Origin of the sequence: Reichenbachiella ulvae (assembly GCF_025833875.1) — a bacterium.
Classification (GTDB): Bacteria; Bacteroidota; Bacteroidia; order Cytophagales; family Cyclobacteriaceae; genus Reichenbachiella; species Reichenbachiella ulvae.
This window is the reverse complement of sequence record NZ_JAOYOD010000001.1, coordinates 4,884,562-4,903,009: the sequence shown is the minus strand read 5'-3', so window position 1 is coordinate 4,903,009 and position 18,448 is coordinate 4,884,562. Positions and strand designations below refer to the sequence as shown.

General features: G+C 41.5%; 12 protein-coding genes and 4 tRNA genes. 1 reads left to right on the top strand and 15 read right to left on the bottom strand.

Features of this window, described 5'->3' with window-relative positions:
* Positions 1–82: 82 nt before the first annotated feature.
* The 14 genes from N7U62_RS20100 to N7U62_RS20035 form a co-directional block, all read right to left on the bottom strand.
* Positions 83–415, bottom strand: coding sequence for a DUF3467 domain-containing protein (locus N7U62_RS20100; protein WP_264139893.1), 333 nt, complete (start codon positions 413–415; stop codon positions 83–85).
* A complete protein-coding gene (gene rpoC, locus N7U62_RS20095; RefSeq protein ID WP_264139892.1) occupies positions 408–4,721 on the bottom strand; it encodes a DNA-directed RNA polymerase subunit beta' in 4,314 nt (1,437 codons plus the stop codon). The genes N7U62_RS20100 and rpoC overlap by 8 nt, the downstream gene beginning before the upstream one ends.
* A gap of 54 nt (positions 4,722–4,775) precedes the next feature.
* The gene (rpoB, locus tag N7U62_RS20090) at positions 4,776–8,648 is read right to left on the bottom strand and encodes a DNA-directed RNA polymerase subunit beta (RefSeq protein ID WP_264139890.1); all 3,873 of its coding nucleotides are present in this window, start codon (positions 8,646–8,648) and stop codon (positions 4,776–4,778) included.
* A 133-nt stretch (positions 8,649–8,781) separates the two neighbouring features.
* A complete protein-coding gene (rplL, locus tag N7U62_RS20085) occupies positions 8,782–9,159 on the bottom strand; it encodes a 50S ribosomal protein L7/L12 (protein WP_264139889.1) in 378 nt (125 codons plus the stop codon).
* A 40-nt stretch (positions 9,160–9,199) separates the two neighbouring features.
* Complete coding sequence (gene rplJ, locus N7U62_RS20080) at positions 9,200–9,730, bottom strand: 50S ribosomal protein L10 (RefSeq protein ID WP_264139888.1); 531 nt, start codon at positions 9,728–9,730, stop codon at positions 9,200–9,202.
* Positions 9,731–9,782: 52 nt separating this feature from the next.
* Positions 9,783–10,481 carry a 50S ribosomal protein L1 gene (gene rplA, locus N7U62_RS20075; protein ID WP_264139886.1) on the bottom strand — a complete coding sequence of 233 codons (699 nt, stop codon included), beginning with the start codon at positions 10,479–10,481 and terminating at the stop codon, positions 9,783–9,785.
* Between the two features lie 12 nt (positions 10,482–10,493).
* Entirely contained in the window at positions 10,494–10,937 is a 444-nt protein-coding gene (gene rplK, locus N7U62_RS20070; RefSeq protein WP_264139885.1) for a 50S ribosomal protein L11, read from the bottom strand.
* Positions 10,938–10,939: 2 nt separating this feature from the next.
* A complete protein-coding gene (gene nusG, locus N7U62_RS20065; RefSeq protein ID WP_264139884.1) occupies positions 10,940–11,497 on the bottom strand; it encodes a transcription termination/antitermination protein NusG in 558 nt (185 codons plus the stop codon).
* A 17-nt stretch (positions 11,498–11,514) separates the two neighbouring features.
* Positions 11,515–11,706, bottom strand: a complete 192-nt coding sequence (gene secE / locus N7U62_RS20060) for a preprotein translocase subunit SecE (protein WP_262310264.1) — start codon at positions 11,704–11,706, stop codon at positions 11,515–11,517.
* Between the two features lie 27 nt (positions 11,707–11,733).
* A tRNA-Trp gene (locus N7U62_RS20055) sits at positions 11,734–11,806 on the bottom strand.
* 117 nt (positions 11,807–11,923) lie between these two features.
* The gene (tuf, locus tag N7U62_RS20050; RefSeq protein WP_264139883.1) at positions 11,924–13,111 is read right to left on the bottom strand and encodes an elongation factor Tu; all 1,188 of its coding nucleotides are present in this window, start codon (positions 13,109–13,111) and stop codon (positions 11,924–11,926) included.
* Between the two features lie 154 nt (positions 13,112–13,265).
* A tRNA-Thr gene (locus N7U62_RS20045) sits at positions 13,266–13,337 on the bottom strand.
* A 14-nt stretch (positions 13,338–13,351) separates the two neighbouring features.
* Positions 13,352–13,424: transfer RNA gene (locus tag N7U62_RS20040), tRNA-Gly, on the bottom strand.
* 38 nt (positions 13,425–13,462) lie between these two features.
* Positions 13,463–13,548: transfer RNA gene (locus N7U62_RS20035), tRNA-Tyr, on the bottom strand.
* Positions 13,549–13,875: 327 nt separating this feature from the next.
* Here N7U62_RS20035 and N7U62_RS20030 point away from each other — a divergent pair.
* On the top strand, positions 13,876–15,681 hold the full coding sequence (locus N7U62_RS20030; RefSeq protein ID WP_264139882.1) for a M1 family metallopeptidase: 1,806 nt from the start codon (positions 13,876–13,878) through the stop codon (positions 15,679–15,681).
* Between the two features lie 140 nt (positions 15,682–15,821).
* On the opposite strand, the gene N7U62_RS20025 is transcribed toward N7U62_RS20030, so the two are convergent.
* Positions 15,822–18,290 (bottom strand): M1 family aminopeptidase, encoded by a 2,469-nt coding sequence (locus N7U62_RS20025; RefSeq protein ID WP_264139881.1) that lies wholly within the window; start codon positions 18,288–18,290, stop codon positions 15,822–15,824.
* Between the last annotated feature and the right edge of the window lie 158 nt (positions 18,291–18,448).

Genomic DNA, 18,448 nt, shown 5'->3' with positions numbered 1-18,448 from the left:
GTTTCCAGCCATCTTTTTGTTCCCTCACAAAAAAAGGAGTCCCCATTTGAGAACTCCTTTCTATTTATTTTTCAAGCTGACCTTAAGCCTCTCCTACAGCTCCTCCAAAATTCATTGGGAATTTCGGTGAATCTTCTACCTGTTTGATAGGGCCAAAAGTCTGTTCGTATTTCACAATATTTTCCTGAAGTGCCGCCTGCAATCTTTTGGCGTGCTCTGGAGTGATCACCACTCTAGATTTCACCTTAGCTTTAGGTACTCCTGGCATCAAACGAATAAAATCTACAACAAACTCAGAATTCGAATGTGCAATCATTGCCAGGTTCGCATATACGCCCTCTGCAATTTCTTCAGACAATTCAATATTAATCTGGTTGCCCTTTTTCTGTTCTTGTTTGTTGTCGTCCTTATTCATTTTCCTGATACTCTTTAGATCTAGATGCAAACTCTTCTTTAGAGCTTACCAACGAATCGTACTCTTCTTGAGAACCCACGATCAATTTATTGAAAGTTCTCTGTCCTGTACCCGCTGGGATCAAGTGTCCAACGATTACATTTTCTTTCAATCCTTGTAGTGAGTCACGCTTACCTCTGATCGATGCTTCACTCAATACCTTAGTAGTTTCCTGGAAGGAAGCTGCTGAGATAAAGCTTTCAGTACCCAAAGATGCTTGCGTAATACCCTGAAGCGTAGGTTTAGATACCGCTGGCTCTGCACTTCTTACAGTTGCCAACTTCATGTCCTTACGTCTCAAGCTTGAGTTCTCATCTCTCAGTTGTCTCGAAGTGATGATCTGTCCTGGTTTCAAGTTCGGAGAATCACCCGCATCAGATACTACTTTCATATCCAAAATCGAATCGTTCTCTTCCATGAACTTCACTTTGTCTACTACCTGATTTGGTAGGAAACTCGTATCACCAGCATCCAGGATGATTACCTTCTGCATCATCTGACGAACGATCGTCTCGATGTGCTTATCGTTAATCTTCACCCCTTGTAGTCGGTATACTTCCTGAATCTCGTTCACCAAGTACTCCTGAACAGCAGTAGGTCCTTTGATAGCCAAAATATCAGCTGGAGTAGTAGCACCATCAGATAGTGCATAACCTGCTCTTACAAAGTCATTGTCCTGCACAAGAATGTGCTTAGAAAGAGATACCAGGTATCTTTTCTTCACGCCATCTCTAGACTCGATAAAGATCTCTCTGTTACCACGCTTGATACCGCCATAAGTAACCACACCATCGATTTCAGAAACAACAGCTGGGTTAGATGGGTTTCTAGCCTCGAACAACTCAGTTACTCTTGGTAGACCCCCGGTAATATCTCTTGATTTACCCATCGAACGAGGAATCTTAGCCAAAATCTGACCACCTTTCACCTCGTCTCCTAAGTCTACTGACAAGTGAGCTCCTACTGGGATGTTGTAAGCTTTCTCATCATCACCACTGATCACAACAATCGCAGGGTTCTTAGTTTTATCTTTGGTATCGATAATTACTTTCTCTCTGTGACCTGTCTGCTCATCAGACTCTTCTTTATAAGTAATACCTTCTTCGATCGCTTCGAACTCAATCTTACCATCAAATTCTGAAAGAATTACCGCGTTATATGGATCCCAGCTACAAAGCTGATCTCCTTTTTTCACCTTTTTCTTATTCTTAACGTTCAAGAATGCACCGTAAGGAACGTGGTTGCTGATCAATGTTTTTCCAGTTTCAGGATCTACAATTTTGATCTCACCTGCACGAGCCATTACTACATTCACCTCGTCACCGTCACCGTTCGTAGTTTTGATAGATTTCAATTCTTCGAATTCGGTCACACCGTCAAACTTGGCAGTGATAGTAGCTTCTACCGCGATGTTAGATGCCGTACCCCCAACGTGGAAGGTTCTCAATGTAAGCTGAGTACCAGGCTCACCAATCGACTGAGCGGCAATTACCCCTACAGCTTCACCGATGTTTGCCATTTGTCCAGTTGCCAGGTTTCTACCATAACATTTAGAACAAACACCCTGCTTAGATTCACAAGTCAATACTGAACGTATTTCAACTTCCTCTATCGCTCTTTCGTCCGCTTTGTTAGCCAACTCCTCAGTGATTTCAATTCCAGAAGGAATCAAAAGCTCGTCAGTGATAGGATCGTAAACATCATGTACAGATACTCTACCCAGGATTCTTTCAGACAATGGCTCAACCACATCTTCGTTGTCCTTCAATGCAGAAACAACCAATCCTCTCAAAGTACCACAGTCATCTTCGTTTACAACCACATCCTGTGCTACGTCTACCAAACGTCTAGTCAAGTAACCCGCATCCGCAGTTTTCAAGGCTGTATCCGCAAGACCTTTACGAGCACCGTGTGTAGAAATAAAGTACTCAATTACATCCAGTCCTTCTTTAAAGTTCGACAGAATTGGGTTTTCGATGATTTCCCCAACAGACCCTTGAAGGTTTTTCTGTGGTTTCGCCATCAAACCTCTCATACCACCAAGCTGTCTGATCTGCTCTCTAGATCCCCTCGCACCTGAGTGCATCATCATGTAGATCGAGTTGAATCCTTGATCTTCTTCTTCCAGTTGCTTCATCAAGGTACCCGTCAACATAGAGTTGATACGAGTCCAGATATCAATTACCTGGTTATATCTTTCGTTATCAGTAATCAGACCCATTTGATAATTGGCCCATACTGCATCTACTTCTTCTTTCGCTTGAGCTACCAAACTATCTTTCTCATCAGGAATGTTGATATCACCCAGTCCCATTGACAATCCACCTTTGTATGCAGATTGGAATCCTAAGTGCTTGATATCATCCAGGAATTGAGCAGTTCTTGCCATTCCCGTGATTTTAAACACATGAGAAATAATTTGCTGAAGCTTCTTCTTAGAAAGTAATTCGTCTACGAAACCTACCTCTTCTGGTACGTATTGGTTGAACAATACACGTCCAGCTACAGTTTCGATGATTTTATTTTCTAGCTCACCATTTTCATTTCGAACCGAGGTTCTTACTTTGATATAAGCGTGCTTAGAAATTTTATCTTCGTTGATCGCGATGATTACCTCTTCAGAACTGTAGAAAGTCATTCCTTCTCCAGCTACTTTCTCTTTCTTAGTACTTCTTCTACCCTTAGTCACGTAGTAAAGACCCAATACCATGTCCTGAGAAGGTACAGTAATAGGAGCTCCGTTAGCCGGGTTCAGAATATTGTGAGAAGCCAACATTAAAAGAGAAGCTTCCAGGATCGCCTCGTGTCCTAATGGAACGTGAACCGCCATCTGGTCACCATCAAAATCGGCATTGAATGCCGTACATGCCAATGGGTGAAGTTGAATAGCCTTACCTTCGATCAATTTTGGTTGGAAAGCCTGGATACCCAATCTGTGAAGCGTAGGAGCACGGTTGAGAAGCACTGGATGGCCTTTCAACACATTTTCCAAAATATCCCAGATCACAGGATCCTTTCTGTCCACTATTTTCTTTGCAGATTTTACTGTCTTAACAATTCCTCTTTCGATCAGTTTTCTGATGATAAAAGGCTTGAAAAGCTCAGCTGCCATCCCCTTAGGAAGACCACATTCGTGCATCTTCAATTCAGGACCTACTACGATAACCGAACGACCAGAGTAGTCTACACGCTTACCTAGCAAGTTTTGACGGAAACGACCTTGCTTACCTTTAAGCATATCACTCAAAGACTTCAGCGCACGGTTTCCATCCGATCTTACTGCATTTACTTTTCTTGAGTTATCGAACAATGAATCGACTGCTTCCTGAAGCATCCTTTTCTCATTTCTAAGGATTACCTCTGGAGCTTTGATATCGATCAAACGCTTCAAACGGTTGTTTCTGATGATTACACGTCTGTAAAGATCGTTTAAATCAGAGGTAGCGAATCTACCACCATCCAATGGCACCAATGGTCTCAATTCCGGTGGAATTACTGGAACCATCTTGATGATCATCCATTCTGGCCGATTCTCGATTCTGGTTCTGGCATCTCTGAATGCCTCAACAACTTTCAGACGCTTCAGAGCCTCTGCTTTTCTTTGCTGAGAAGTATCAGTAGCAGCCTGATGTCTCAAATCGTAAGAAAGCGTGTCAAGTTCAATTCTTGACAAAGACATTTCTAATGCCTCAGCACCCATCTTAGCGATGAATTTGTTCGGATCATCATCATCCAGCATTTGGTTCTCTCTTGGCAACTTGTCCATGATGTCCAAATACTCGTCTTCAGTCAAGAAGTCGTGTCTGCTGATACCATCTTCTTCCTTCACGCCTGGCTGGATCACCAAGTAACGCTCGTAATAGATGATTTGATCCAATTTCTTAGTTGGGATACCTAAAAGGTAACCGATTTTATTTGGTAGAGATTTGAAGTACCAGATGTGAGCCACAGGAACTACCAATTCGATATGTCCCATACGCTCTCTACGTACTTTCTTCTCAGTTACTTCCACACCACATCTATCACAGATGATGCCTTTGTATCTGATTCTCTTGTATTTTCCACAATGACATTCCCAATCCTTTACTGGTCCAAAGATTCGCTCACAGAACAAACCACCCATTTCTGGTTTGTATGTTCTATAATTGATGGTTTCCGGCTGTGTAACCTCACCGTGTGAGCTTTCCAGAATAGATTCGGGAGAAGCCAAGCTGACGGTTACTCTAGAGAAGTCGCTGCTTAGCTTTTTGCTTTTTCTGAATGCCATAATTCAATATATAAGTTAGTGGCCCTAAAAAAGGGCCGAGTTATCAATAATAAATTAGTCCAAAGTGATTTCAAGTGCAAGTCCTCTCAATTCGTGAACCAATACGTTGAATGATTCTGGAATATTTGGCTTGTTCATGTTTTCACCTTTAACAATCGCCTCGTAAGCTTTTGCTCTACCAATGACATCATCAGATTTGATAGTAAGGATTTCCTGAAGCACGTTGGCTGCACCGAATGCCTCCAGAGCCCAAACCTCCATCTCACCAAAACGCTGACCACCAAACTGGGCTTTACCACCCAATGGCTGTTGCGTAATCAACGAGTATGGTCCGATAGATCTCGCGTGCATCTTATCGTCTACCAAGTGACCCAGTTTCAGCATGTAAGCAATACCTACAGTAACTGGCTGGTCAAATCGCTGACCTGTCAATCCATCGTACAAGTAAGAACGTCCATATTCTGGCAATCCAGCTTCTTTCAATTCAGCCGCTACTTCTTCCATAGTTGCTCCATCGAAGATAGGAGTCGCGTACTTTCTACCCAACTTGTATCCAGCCCATGCCAATACAGTCTCGTAGATCTGACCGATGTTCATCCTTGAAGGTACACCAAGTGGGTTCAAACAGATATCTACCGGAGTTCCATCTTCCAGGAATGGCATATCCTCTTCTCTTACCACTTTTGCAACCACACCTTTGTTACCGTGACGACCCGCCATCTTATCACCTACTTTCAGCTTACGCTTCTTAGCGATATACACTTTGGCCAATTGTACGATACCTGCTGGCAACTCATCTCCAACTTCCAGAGTAAATCTCTCTCTCTTAAAGATACCACCGATATCATTTCTTTTCTTGTTATAGTTCTTAACAAGATCGTAAATCATACCATTGATCTCCTCATCTGTCGTCCAGTTGTCTAAAACCAGATCAGAAATCAAGTTTACTTCTTCAGCTACGTGGTAGCTACTCTCATCTCTATATATATTCCTCTCTGGGAAGATATTCTCTTGAATATTCTTGGCATTGAATTTCACACCTTTCGACATGATCTCCTCACCAAACTTATGTCTGATACCCTGACAAGTTTTTCCAGAAAGCAAAGTCACCAATTTCTCGACGATAAGGTTTCTCAAATCCTTCAACTCTTTCGAGTAATTTGCTTTTAGGATTTCTACCTCTTTCTTAGCTCTTGCTCTTAGATCCTTGTCCTTTTTAGGTCTTGAAAAAAGTTTAGTATCAATAACAACCCCTCTCAATGATGGTGAAGCTTTCAAAGAAGCATCCTTAACATCACCCGCTTTATCTCCAAAGATCGCTCTCAATAGTTTCTCCTCAGGAGTTGGATCAGTTTCTCCCTTAGGAGTGATTTTACCGATCAGGATATCACCTTCTTTGATTTCAGCACCCACGCGGATGATACCATGCTCATCCAGGTTCTTCACTGCTTCCTCACTTACGTTCGGAATCTCAGAAGTCAATTCTTCCTCCCCTCTCTTAGTATCTCTTACTTCAAGTTCGTACTCATCGATGTGGATAGATGTAAACACATCGTCTCTAACCACTCTCTCAGAAATAACAATCGCATCCTCGAAGTTGTATCCTTGCCAAGGCATGTAAGCCACTTTCAGGTTTCTACCCAAAGCCAACTCACCATTCTCAGTAGCAAAACCTTCACACAATGGCTGCCCCGCTTCTACCTTATCGCCTTTGTAAACAATCGGCTTCAGGTTGATACAAGTATCCTGGTTCGTTCTACGGAACTTGATCAGATCATAAGTAGTCTCATCCTCATTGAAAGAAATCAACCTTTCCTCATCAGTTCGGTCGTATTTCACTACGATTTTCTTAGCATCAACAAAGGTTACTACCCCTGATTTTTCTGCCAGAATCAAAGAACGTGAATCAAGCGCTACTCTCTTCTCAAGACCCGTTCCTACGATAGGAGCCTGTGGTCTCAACAATGGTACCGCCTGGCGCTGCATGTTCGATCCCATCAAAGCACGGTTCGCATCATCATGCTCAAGGAATGGAATCATAGATGCCGCTACAGATACAATTTGGTTAGGCGCTACGTCCATGTATCTAAGCTCATGTGGCTCTACTACCGGGAAGTCACCTTCGTATCTTGCTTTTACTCTCTCGTTCAGGAATTCACCCTTGTCATTCAATGGTGCGTTTGCCTGAGCGATGTTGTATGTATCTTCTTCTTCTGCAGTCAAATATTTAACGTCAGAAGACATGTTAACAATTCCCTTATCAACTTCTCTATATGGAGTCTCGATGAATCCCATATTGTTCACTTTGGCGTGAACACAAAGTGAAGAAATCAGACCAATGTTCGGACCTTCAGGTGTCTCAATAGTACAAAGACGACCGTAGTGGGTGTAGTGAACGTCACGAACCTCGAAACCAGCTCTCTCTCTCGAAAGACCACCTGGTCCCAATGCTGACATTCTACGTTTGTGAGTCACCTCAGCCAATGGATTCGTTTGATCCATGAACTGTGACAGCTGGTTAGTACCAAAGAAGGAGTTGATCACAGAAGAAAGCGTTCTTGCATTAATCAAATCTATCGGCTTGAACTCTTCATTGTCACGAACGTTCATTCTTTCTTTGATGGTTCTAGCCATTCTAGAAAGACCTACGCCGAACTGAGAATACAACTGCTCACCTACAGTTCTAACACGTCTGTTACTCAAGTGATCAATATCATCAACTACTGCTTTAGAGTTGATCAAACCTATCAAATACTTAACGATCAAGATAATATCAACTTTCGTTAATACTCTTGATTCATTTGTTTCATCTAGTTGAAGTTTGCGGTTGATTCTATATCTACCTACTTCTCCTAAATCATATCTCTTATCACTGAAGAACAAGTTGTTGATGATATCCCTTGCAGTCTGCTCATCTGGTGCTTCAGTGTTTCTAAGCTGTCTATAGATTTGCTCTACCGCTTCTTTCTCTGAGTTAGAGTTATCCTTTTGAAGCGTATTGTAAATGATAGAGTAATCTGTAATGTTTACATCCTTCTTGTGTAGGATGATGGATTTAGATCCAGAATCTACGATGATGTCGATATCTTCTTCATTGATCATAGAATCTCTTTCCAGAATCACTTCGTTTCTATCGATAGATACTACCTCTCCAGTATCCTCATCCACGAAATCTTCTGTCCATGTTCTCAACACTCTCGCAGCAAGCTTACGTCCTACTACCTTAGAAAGTGCTTTTTTGGTTGCTTCTACCTCTTCAGATAGACCAAACAAATCTAAAATGTCTTTATCCGAACCGTAACCGATCGATCTTAGAAGCGTGGTTACAGGGAATTTCTTTTTACGGTCGATGTACGCATACATCACGTTGTTCACGTCAGTAGCAAACTCTATCCAAGACCCTTTAAATGGGATAATTCTTGCTGAATAAAGTTTAGTACCATTGGTATGTTTACTTTGGGCAAAGAACACACCTGGAGATCTATGCAGCTGAGAAACGATAACTCGCTCGGCTCCATTGATAATGAACGAACCTTTAGCTGTCATGTATGGGATGTTGCCCAAGAACACTTCCTGCTCTATAGTTTCAAAATCATCGTTGTCCTCATCATTACAAGACAAACGCAATTTCGCTTTCAAGGGAACGGAGTAAGTCAAACCTCTGTCGATAGACTCATCTACGTTGTACTTTGGCGGATCAACCAAGTAGTCGATAAACTCCAGTACAAAATTCTCTCGGGAATCCGATATTGGGAAGTTTTCTGAAAATACTTTGAACAATCCTTCTTGAACTCTTTTTTCAGCAGGAGTTTCCAGCTGGAAAAAATCCTCAAAAGACTGCAATTGAACCTTCAAGAAATCAGGATAGTCGATCACTGATTTTATCGAAGAGAAACTTATTCTTTCAGATTTATTGTTACTAGCCAAGGCCGTATAATTTAATGTGATAACAAATATGGAAATGTTTCTGCATAAGCAGAAACAGGAAAAGACCTGATCCCGAGGTTAGTCGGGAGCAGGTCTAAAATATTAGACGTTTTTAAAGAAAAACTGTCAACTCTTACTTAAGCTCTACTTCAGCGCCAGCTTCTTCTAGTTGCTTTTTCAGGCCTTCAGCTTCTTCTTTAGCCATTCCTTCTTTAACTGCTTTTGGAGCGCCATCTACTAATTCCTTAGCTTCTTTCAATCCAAGACCAGTCAATTCTTTAACTAATTTAACGATAGCCAACTTAGCACCTCCTGGTGATTTCAAGATTACGTCGAAAGAGCTTTTCTCTTCAGCAGCAGCTTCTCCACCAGCAGCACCAGCTACCATTACAGGAGCAGCAGCAGCAGCTGGCTCAATTCCGTACTCATCTTTCAATATTTCAGCTAATTCATTTACTTCCTTAACAGTCAAGTTTACCAACTGCTCAGCGAATTCTTTTAAATCTGCCATTTTTTTACCTAATTAAAATTTTAATAATTTGAAACCTAAATTAACGTTCAGACAAAGTTTGTAACAATCCTGAAAGTGTTTGTCCTCCACTCTGAAGCGAAGAAATAACATTCTTGGCTGGAGACTGTAGCAATCCAATAACCTCTCCAATAAGCTCGTCTTTCGACTTAAGCTCAGAAAGAGTGTTCAAGTGTTGCTCACCAATAAAGAGATCGTATTCGATGGAAGCCCCTTTAAGTGTTGGTCTCTGCTCTTTGTCTTCTTTTTTAAATTTTTTGATCACCTTCGCTGGTGCGCTTGCTGCATCTTGTTGAGCAAACAACACACCTGAGAAGCCTTTCAAAACTTCATCGTTCAATGAAGAGAGATCAGCATCGACTGTTTCCAATGCTTTTTTGATCAGAGTATTCTTAATAACTCTGTATTCTACGCCGTTTTCGAAGCACATTCTTCTGAAATTGTTAACTTCCGCTACAGTCAATCCTGACGCGTCAGTAACGTAGAAGTTCGAAGTAGTCTTGAACTTTTCCGAAAGTTCTTCGATCACCTTGGCCTTTTCTTCTCTTGTCATTTTATTTCTTTTAAATCTTACCTCTGCAGGTAGAGAATTATTTAAAGATCATTTACAATCCAGCAATCGAACCACTGTCAACTGAAATGCCTGGGCTCATAGTACTAGACAAGCTAATACCTTTCATGTAAGTACCTTTGGCACTTGCAGGCTTCAATTTTGACACAGTGCTAATCAATTCCATCGCATTTTCTTTGATTTGCTCAGGAGTAAAGGATACTTTTCCAATACTTGCGTGAACAATACCAAATTTATCTACTTTGAAATCGATTTTACCAGACTTCACTTCTTGAACCGCCTTGGCGACATCAAGAGTAACCGTTCCAGACTTAGGATTTGGCATGAGTCCTCTTGGTCCTAGTACGCGACCGATACGACCTACTTTGGCCATTACAGTCGGCATAGTGATAATCACGTCTATATCAGTCCAACCACCTTCGATTTTCTTGATATAATCATCCAAACCTACGTGATCCGCACCGGCAGCTTTTGCTTCCTCCTCTTTATCAGGAGTACAAAGTACCAATACTCTCACCTCTTTACCAGTTCCATGAGGAAGCGCTACGACTCCTCTTACCATTTGGTCAGCCTTTCTTGGATCGACTCCTAACCTAATATCGAGATCAACTGATGCATCGAATTTAGTTGTAGTAATTTCCTTCACTAGCTTAGAAGCATCTGTTAGAGAATACTTCTGAGTTTTGTCATACTTCTCTGCAGCTAGCTTTTGATTTTTCGTCAATTTTGCCATTTTAATTTCTAATTAATTGGCCCAAGGGGCTTGTCCACTTACTTTGATTCCCATACTTCTAGCCGTACCAGCTACCATCTTCATAGCAGACTCTACAGTAAATGCGTTCAAATCCGGCATTTTTGTTTCTGCGATCTCCTTCACTTGATCCCAAGACACAGATCCTACTTTGTCCCTGTTAGGCTCAGAAGAACCTTTCTTCAGGTTAGCTGCATTCATAAGCAATACAGCAGCTGGAGGAGTCTTGATTACAAAATCAAAAGTTTTGTCTGTATAGATAGTAACAAGAACAGGAAGAACCTGACCCGCTTTTTCCTGGGTTCTGGCATTAAATTGCTTACAGAAATCCATAATGTTAAGACCCTTACTACCTAGCGCAGGTCCTACAGGAGGAGAAGGGTTGGCTGCACCACCCTTGATCTGTAACTTTAAGTAACCACTAATTTCCTTAGCCATTTCTACTCTGTTTTTTCTACTTGTATATAATTAAGCTCTACAGGCGTGTTTCTTCCGAAAATCTTAACCATTACGTTAAGCTTCTTTCTCTCTTCAAAAACCTCTTCAACATTTCCCGTAAATCCACTAAATGGGCCGTCCATTACTTTGACTGTCTCACCTACGATAAACGGAGTATCAAGCTGTTCTTCTTGCTCTTCAGCCTCGTCTACTTTACCCAAAATTCGATTTACCTCATTTTGACGTAGTGGAACAGGAGTTTTGGAAGGACCCCCATCATTGGCACCTAAAAAACCAATCACACCTGGAATGTTCGTGATAGTATGTTGTACTTCACCATGATTGATGTCTGCAGAAATCAAAATGTATCCAGGAAAGAAGTTTCTCTCACGGACACGTTTCTTTCCATTTCTCATTTCATAAACCTTTTCAGCAGGTATCATGACTTGAGGAATGAAATCTTCTAGACCCATTCTGGTAATTTCAGTTTCAAGATAAGATTTAACTTTCTTCTCTTGTCCACTGACAGCACGAACGACGTACCATTTCAGATCACTCATTGTATCAGGGTTTAGGTTTATAGATTATGATAATACCAATCCAATAGATTCTCAAAGCTGAGATCTATCAAACCGATGAACAACGCAAAGATCAGGGAAGCGACAAGTACTAAGACGGAACTACTTTGCAGTTCTGAATATTTGGACCATGTAACTTTGTGGACCATTTCGTCATATGATTCTTTGAAAAAATTAATCAGTTTAGTCATTGTACAAACCTTTGCTATTTAACATCGCACGGGTGGAGAGACTCGAACTCCCAGCCGCTGGTTTTGGAGACCAGTGCTCTACCAATTGAGCTACACCCGTTTACTCAATTCCTTCGAAAAGGACTGCAAAATTAGAGTAATTAATTTATATAAACAAATGCGCTTCATTGAAAAATGAAACGCATTTTGTTTTTTCTTTTATGAAGTTACCTTAGACTTAGTCTAAGATCTCAGTTACCTGTCCAGAACCAACTGTTCTACCACCTTCTCTGATCGCAAATCTTAGTCCTTTTTCAAGAGCTACAGGGTTGATCAAAGTTACTTCGATAGTTACGTTATCACCTGGCATTACCATTTCAACTCCTTCTGGAAGCATGATCTCACCAGTTACGTCAGTTGTTCTCAAATAGAACTGTGGACGATATTTGTTAAAGAATGGAGTATGACGTCCACCTTCTTCTTTAGACAATACGTAAACCTCAGCTTTGAAGTGTTTGTGAGGATTCACAGAACCTGGCTTACAGATAATCATACCTCTTTTGATTTGAGTTCTTTCGATACCTCTCAAAAGTAGACCTACGTTATCACCAGCTTCACCTCTGTCAAGAATCTTACGGAACATTTCAACACCAGTGATAGTAGAAGACATGTTTTCAGCTCCCATACCAATGATATCAACAGCTTCGCCAGAGTTGATTACACCTCTTTCGATTCTACCTGTAGCAACTGTACCACGACCTGTGATCGAGAATACGTCCTCTACTGGCATCAAGAAATCTTTATCAACAGCTCTTTCTGGAAGTGGAATGTAGTTATCAACTGCATCCATCAACTCCTCTACTTTAGCAACCCACTCAGCTTCACCGTTCAATGCTCCAAGAGCAGAACCAGCGATTACTGGAATGTCATCACCTGGGAAGTCGTACTCAGAAAGCAACTCTCTTACTTCCATTTCAACTAGTTCAAGAAGCTCAGCATCATCTACCAAGTCAACTTTGTTCATGAACACAACCAAAGCAGGAACACCAACCTGTCTAGAAAGAAGGATGTGCTCTCTAGTTTGAGGCATAGGACCATCAGTAGCAGCAACCACGATGATAGCACCGTCCATTTGAGCAGCACCAGTAATCATGTTCTTCACATAATCGGCGTGACCTGGACAGTCAACGTGAGCATAGTGTCTTGTGTCTGTTTGGTATTCAATGTGAGAAGTATTAATTGTAATACCTCTTTCTGCTTCTTCCGGTGCGTTATCAATAGAACCGAAATCTCTTTGCTCAGCAAGACCTTTTCCTGCAAGTACCGAAGAAATAGCAGCAGTCAATGTAGTCTTACCGTGATCCACGTGACCAATAGTACCAATATTCACGTGAGGTTTCGAACGGTCAAAGGTTTCTTTAGCCATGTCTGAAAATTCCTATTTTAGTTAAAACTTTATTTTAAATATTAAAAAACCACACCTCAGTGATGTGGACTATGTATTCTGCCAATATATATCCTCTTTTAACAAGGAATCTCAAAACCAGAGCCAGCCATTTTACATAACTCAAATTTCAATGAGCCAATGACGGGATTTGAACCCGTGACCTCTTCCTTACCAAGGAAGCACTCTACCCCTGAGCTACATCGGCTTAAAATTAATAAGAGCGGGAGACGAGGCTCGAACCCGCGACCTACAGCTTGGAAGGCTGTCGCTCTACCAACTGAGCTACTCCCGCTTATTAATATCATACCATGCGCTGCACGGCACGGCCAATGGTGGGGGGAGCAGGATTCGAACCTGCGAAGACATAAGTCAACGGAGTTACAGTCCGTCCCAGTTGGCCGCTTTGGTATCCCCCCTGGTCATAAAATTTAAGAACCTATCCTAGCAAACCGTCGGTTTTAAACCCGCTCTCGTTTTTTAGGAAGTGCAAAATTATATGCTTTTGATTCTTATTCAAATTTTCAGAAAAATATTTTGATACTTTTTAAAACTTTTTCTGAAACCGGCTTTCAATCCCATTTAAAGGCTGATTTTTGACGAAATTAATTTGATTAAAAAATCAAAATCAATTCATCTTTTTAACCCAAGATCAAATGAGAATTAATCCGTTTGCAAAACTAGTTTTTTTATTGGTTTTATCAGGCCTTTTCTGCCAATGTAATCCAACAAAACAAGAGAAAAATATGACAAAGCCCGTAGTGTCTTCTGACACACATAGTTATGCCCAACCTTCTGAGTCGGCCATCACCCATCTGGACTGGATGGCTTCTGTAGATTTTGATAATAAAGTGATCCATGCGACTGCCACTTACGCGCTGGAGAACAGTAGTTCCGCCTCTAAGCTCACTTTGGACACCAAGGACCTGGATATAAAGTCCGTTCAAGATTTGTCAGGCAAAGAACTTACTTTCCAATTAGGAGAGACTAAGGAACATCTGGGCAAACCACTGACCATAGATATAAATCCGGAAACTAAGGGAGTAATTATCTCCTATAGTACTTCCCCAAAAGCAGAAGCCCTACAGTGGCTGAACCCAGATCAGACAGCAGACAAAAAAGAACCTTTTCTATTTACCCAATCTCAGGCCATTCTGGCAAGAACATGGATTCCAATACAGGATTCTCCTGGGATTCGCTTCACCTACAGTGCGGAAGTAACGGTGCCTGGCCAGCTCATTGCACTGATGAGTGCAACCAATCCACAAGTAAAAAATGATTCTGGTGTCTATCAATTCGAGATGAAACAGCCCATCCCTGCCTATTTGATGGCCCTGACGGTCGGAGATATCGATTTCCAAAGTCTAGGAGATCGAGCGGGCGTATATGCAGAGCCCAGCATGCTAAAGAAATCTGCTGCAGAATTCGAAGATCTAGAACAAATGATCACTGCGGCAGAAAACCTATATGGCGACTACAGATGGGATAGGTACGACATCATTGTCCTCCCTCCTAGTTTCCCCTTCGGAGGCATGGAAAACCCAAGGCTAACCTTCGCGACTCCTACTATCATAGCTGGAGACAAAAGTCTCACCTCTCTAGTGGCTCATGAACTGGCTCACTCCTGGTCAGGAAATCTGGTTACTAATGCCACATGGAACGATTTCTGGCTAAATGAAGGTTTTACGGTATATTTCGAATACCGCATCATGGAAGCATTGTATGGTAGAGAGTATTCGGAAATGCTGGCCTTACTCTCTTATCAAGATCTGAAGGAAGAAATTAAAGACATTTCTGAAGTCAATCCAGCTGACACTCACCTAAAGCTTGATCTCGAAGGCAGAAATCCCGACGATGGGCTGACAGCTATCGCTTATGACAAGGGTTATTTCTTCTTAAGATTATTAGAGGAAAGTGTAGGAAGAGAAAAGTGGGACCAATTCCTAAAGAACTATTTCAATCAAAATGCTTTTGAGGTAATGACAACAAAGGAGTTTGTGGAAATATTAAACAAGGAATTGCTTTCCCAGACTGAAACAGGACTTGATTCCAATTTCTACGACGCGTGGATCTATGGACCTGGTCTTCCAGACAATTGCCCTGTCCCTGTATCTAACAAATTTGAAAACGTAGATCAAGCCCTGACGAATTGGTTAGAAAATGAGGATGCAGGACAACTAATAGAAAGCTTTGGCAGTGACAGCTGGAGCACGCACGAATGGATGCACTTCATTCGCTCGATTCCTGACAATTATAGTTCAGAAAAAATGGCAGCTCTTGATGAAGCTTTTGGTTTTACCCAATCGGGGAATAGTGAAATTTTCTCAGCATGGGCGATTCACATTATCAACAACCAATACGAACCGGGGTATGACGCCTTGAGTTCCTTCCTGATTCAGACAGGTAGGAGAAAATTCCTGACGCCATTATATAAGGCCATGATCCAAACAGAGAGTGGAAAGGCCATGGCACTTGAAATCTATGAAAAAGCCAGACCCAACTATCATTCCGTGGCTTACAACACGATGGATGATTTGTTAGGATATAATTAAAAAGAAGAGGCTGTTTCAAAAGGTTTAAAAAATAGAGTTTGTCACATTGAGCTTAGTCGAAATGTACCTTTGAAGGTTGCAATTAATGTTTCGACTTGGCTCAACATGACAAAGAAAGACTTTTGAGACAGCCTCTTCTTTTAAAACTGATCGTAATATTCTTTGAGTCGCTCATCTGTCTCAGACTCCTTTATTTCGTCCAGCAAATCACTGACACCTTCTAAATCCGACATCAACACTAGTCCCTGGTAGGCGGACAATCTGGTATAATAGGTCGGATGGTTTTTGGCTATCTCTGCATAAGTCGACACAGCTGCCTTTCTTCTTGCATCAGAGGCTTTGATCAACTTCTCTGAATAACTATGAAGCAAGAAATATAGCGTCTCATCATCGACTACTTTGATTTTTTCTTCGAACCAATCAAAAGAATCTTCCCCATCCTGTTTCAAATAATAAGCCGACATGGCTAATACTACATTGATGTTTTTCTCTGCAGACAATCCCGCGATCAACTTCGGATCTACTGGCAAATCATATTCGAACAAATAAGTCAAGGCTGTGCTCTGCACCAGGTATGACTCATCTTCCAAAGCTTTTTTAAACTCCTCCAGATATTCTTCGAAATCCGTCTCTGCCAGATAAGACAAGGTGTAACTTCTTACCTGAGAAGATTCGTCTTTCAGACATGCCAAAACAAGAGACTCATACTTTTTGATCTTCACTTTGTTGTCTATCATGTAATTCAGAGCATATTGTTTGATCGCATAAAAAGGATCCTTCAATGCCTGAATCAGTATTTGCTGAATCAATTTCTTGTCACTGATCTCAGCAAGAGCTTCCATGACTTCCATGCGGCTTTCGAACCGATCAGAGTGGCTCATCTGAAAAGCTAAAGCCTCTGGAGATTTGGCATGGTTCACCTCAGCCAGCAACTGTCTTTCTGTATCGAAAATCACCAAACTCGGCTCCTCCTTCATGGCAAACTGATAGGTTTCTACCTCTGACTCCAGAATGATGGGGTAAGTCTCACTTTCTTCTCCTTGCCAGATCTCAACAAACAAAGGCAATTTGTAAGTCGGAAAATCTTCACTTTGGATCTGCTGCACTAAAAGAGTCAATGAGTCATTTTCAAAAGTTTCGGTGACAACAATCTCAGGATGGCCTGGAAAGAAATACCACTGATCAAAAAACCAATTCAAATCCTCTCCGCTCACCTCTTCAAAAGCCATTCGAAGATTGGCTAACTCTACTGATTCCAGCGCATTTTCTTCCAGATATAAATTAAGTGCAGCAAAAAAGGCCTCATCTCCTACATAGTTTCTCAACATATGCAGTACCGCCGCTCCTTTATTATATGAGTGACGATCAAACATATCCTCTTTATCCTCATAATAGTATCTCAAAAGATCTTTTGGGTCCTCGGCTGCTTCTTCAAAATATGACTCTCGGTCGTTGATAAAATTGTAGTCTGCCTCGTCTAATCCATATTTGTGTTCATTCCATAGATATTCGGAGTAGCTAGCAAAGCCCTCATTCAATGTCAGGTTGGACCAGGATTCACAAGTCACATAGTCGCCAAACCACTGATGAAACAATTCATGAGCAATAATATCATCCCAATGACTGTCCAAAAGCTCCTTTTTACTCACTTGCAATTGCTCCATGAAAACCGAGGCGGTGGTATTTTCCATCGCGCCAGACACAAAGTCCCGTACCACCACCTGATCATACTTAGGCCATGGAAAATCCACTCCTAATACATCCGAGAAAAAACCAATCATTTCGGGCGTATGGCCGAAAATAGCTTTTGCATCCTCCGCATATTCCTTCTCTACGTGATAAGCCAATGGAATGTCCTTCCACTTATCCTCAATCACTGCATACTCACCTATAGACATCATAAACAAATATGGAGCATGAGGAGTGTCCAGCCTCCATGTATCTATTCGAGTGCTGTCGTTGACTTTTACTTGTTCAATAAGCACTCCATTAGATAAGGTGCGGAAGCGATCCTGAACTGTCATCGATATTTCTTGTGTACATCGTTCATTGGGATAGTCCAAAGTTGGGAACCATACTGAATTGGATTCAGTCTCTCCCTGAGTCCATATCTGCTGTGGCTTATATGGATCACTCCCATCCGAATTGATAAAATACAAGCCTTTTTCTTGCGTGATGGCTTCACTGCCAGTGCCCTTCCACTCATTGGGTCTGGCGATGTAGTCTATTATTAAGGTCAGGGTATCCGTTCTTTCATACATGCGATCCAGTTTCACTTGTAGATCGTATCCATCATATTCATAGGACAGCTTTTGGTTTTGCTTTCCCTTCAGAGTTACCGAATTGATCATCATGGCCTTTGCATCCAAAGTCACATCCTGCTGAGCATAAAAAAGCGGCTTCAGTACCAATTCAGCCTTTCCAATCAATTGCTCTTTTGACCAATCAAAAGAAACCTCCAGATCGGTATGTATCAAATCAAAATAACGGGTTTCGGTCGCGCGATAGATGGCTGGTTCTTCATAATACTCATAAGCACTATCGGCCTCTTGACTCCATGAGACTAATGGCAATAAAACCATTAGCAATATTGTGGTTGTTTTGTGCATATTGTTAATGTTTCTCCTTCTGAAATAATGACTGAAGGGACGTAAAGCTAATCAATTAGACCTTTTGCAAAAGAGACTCAAAAGTGGATCAAGTGAAAAAATGTTAACAAATCGAAGTAAAATGAAGATAAGGCCAAACGAACTGATCCTTTGGTCAA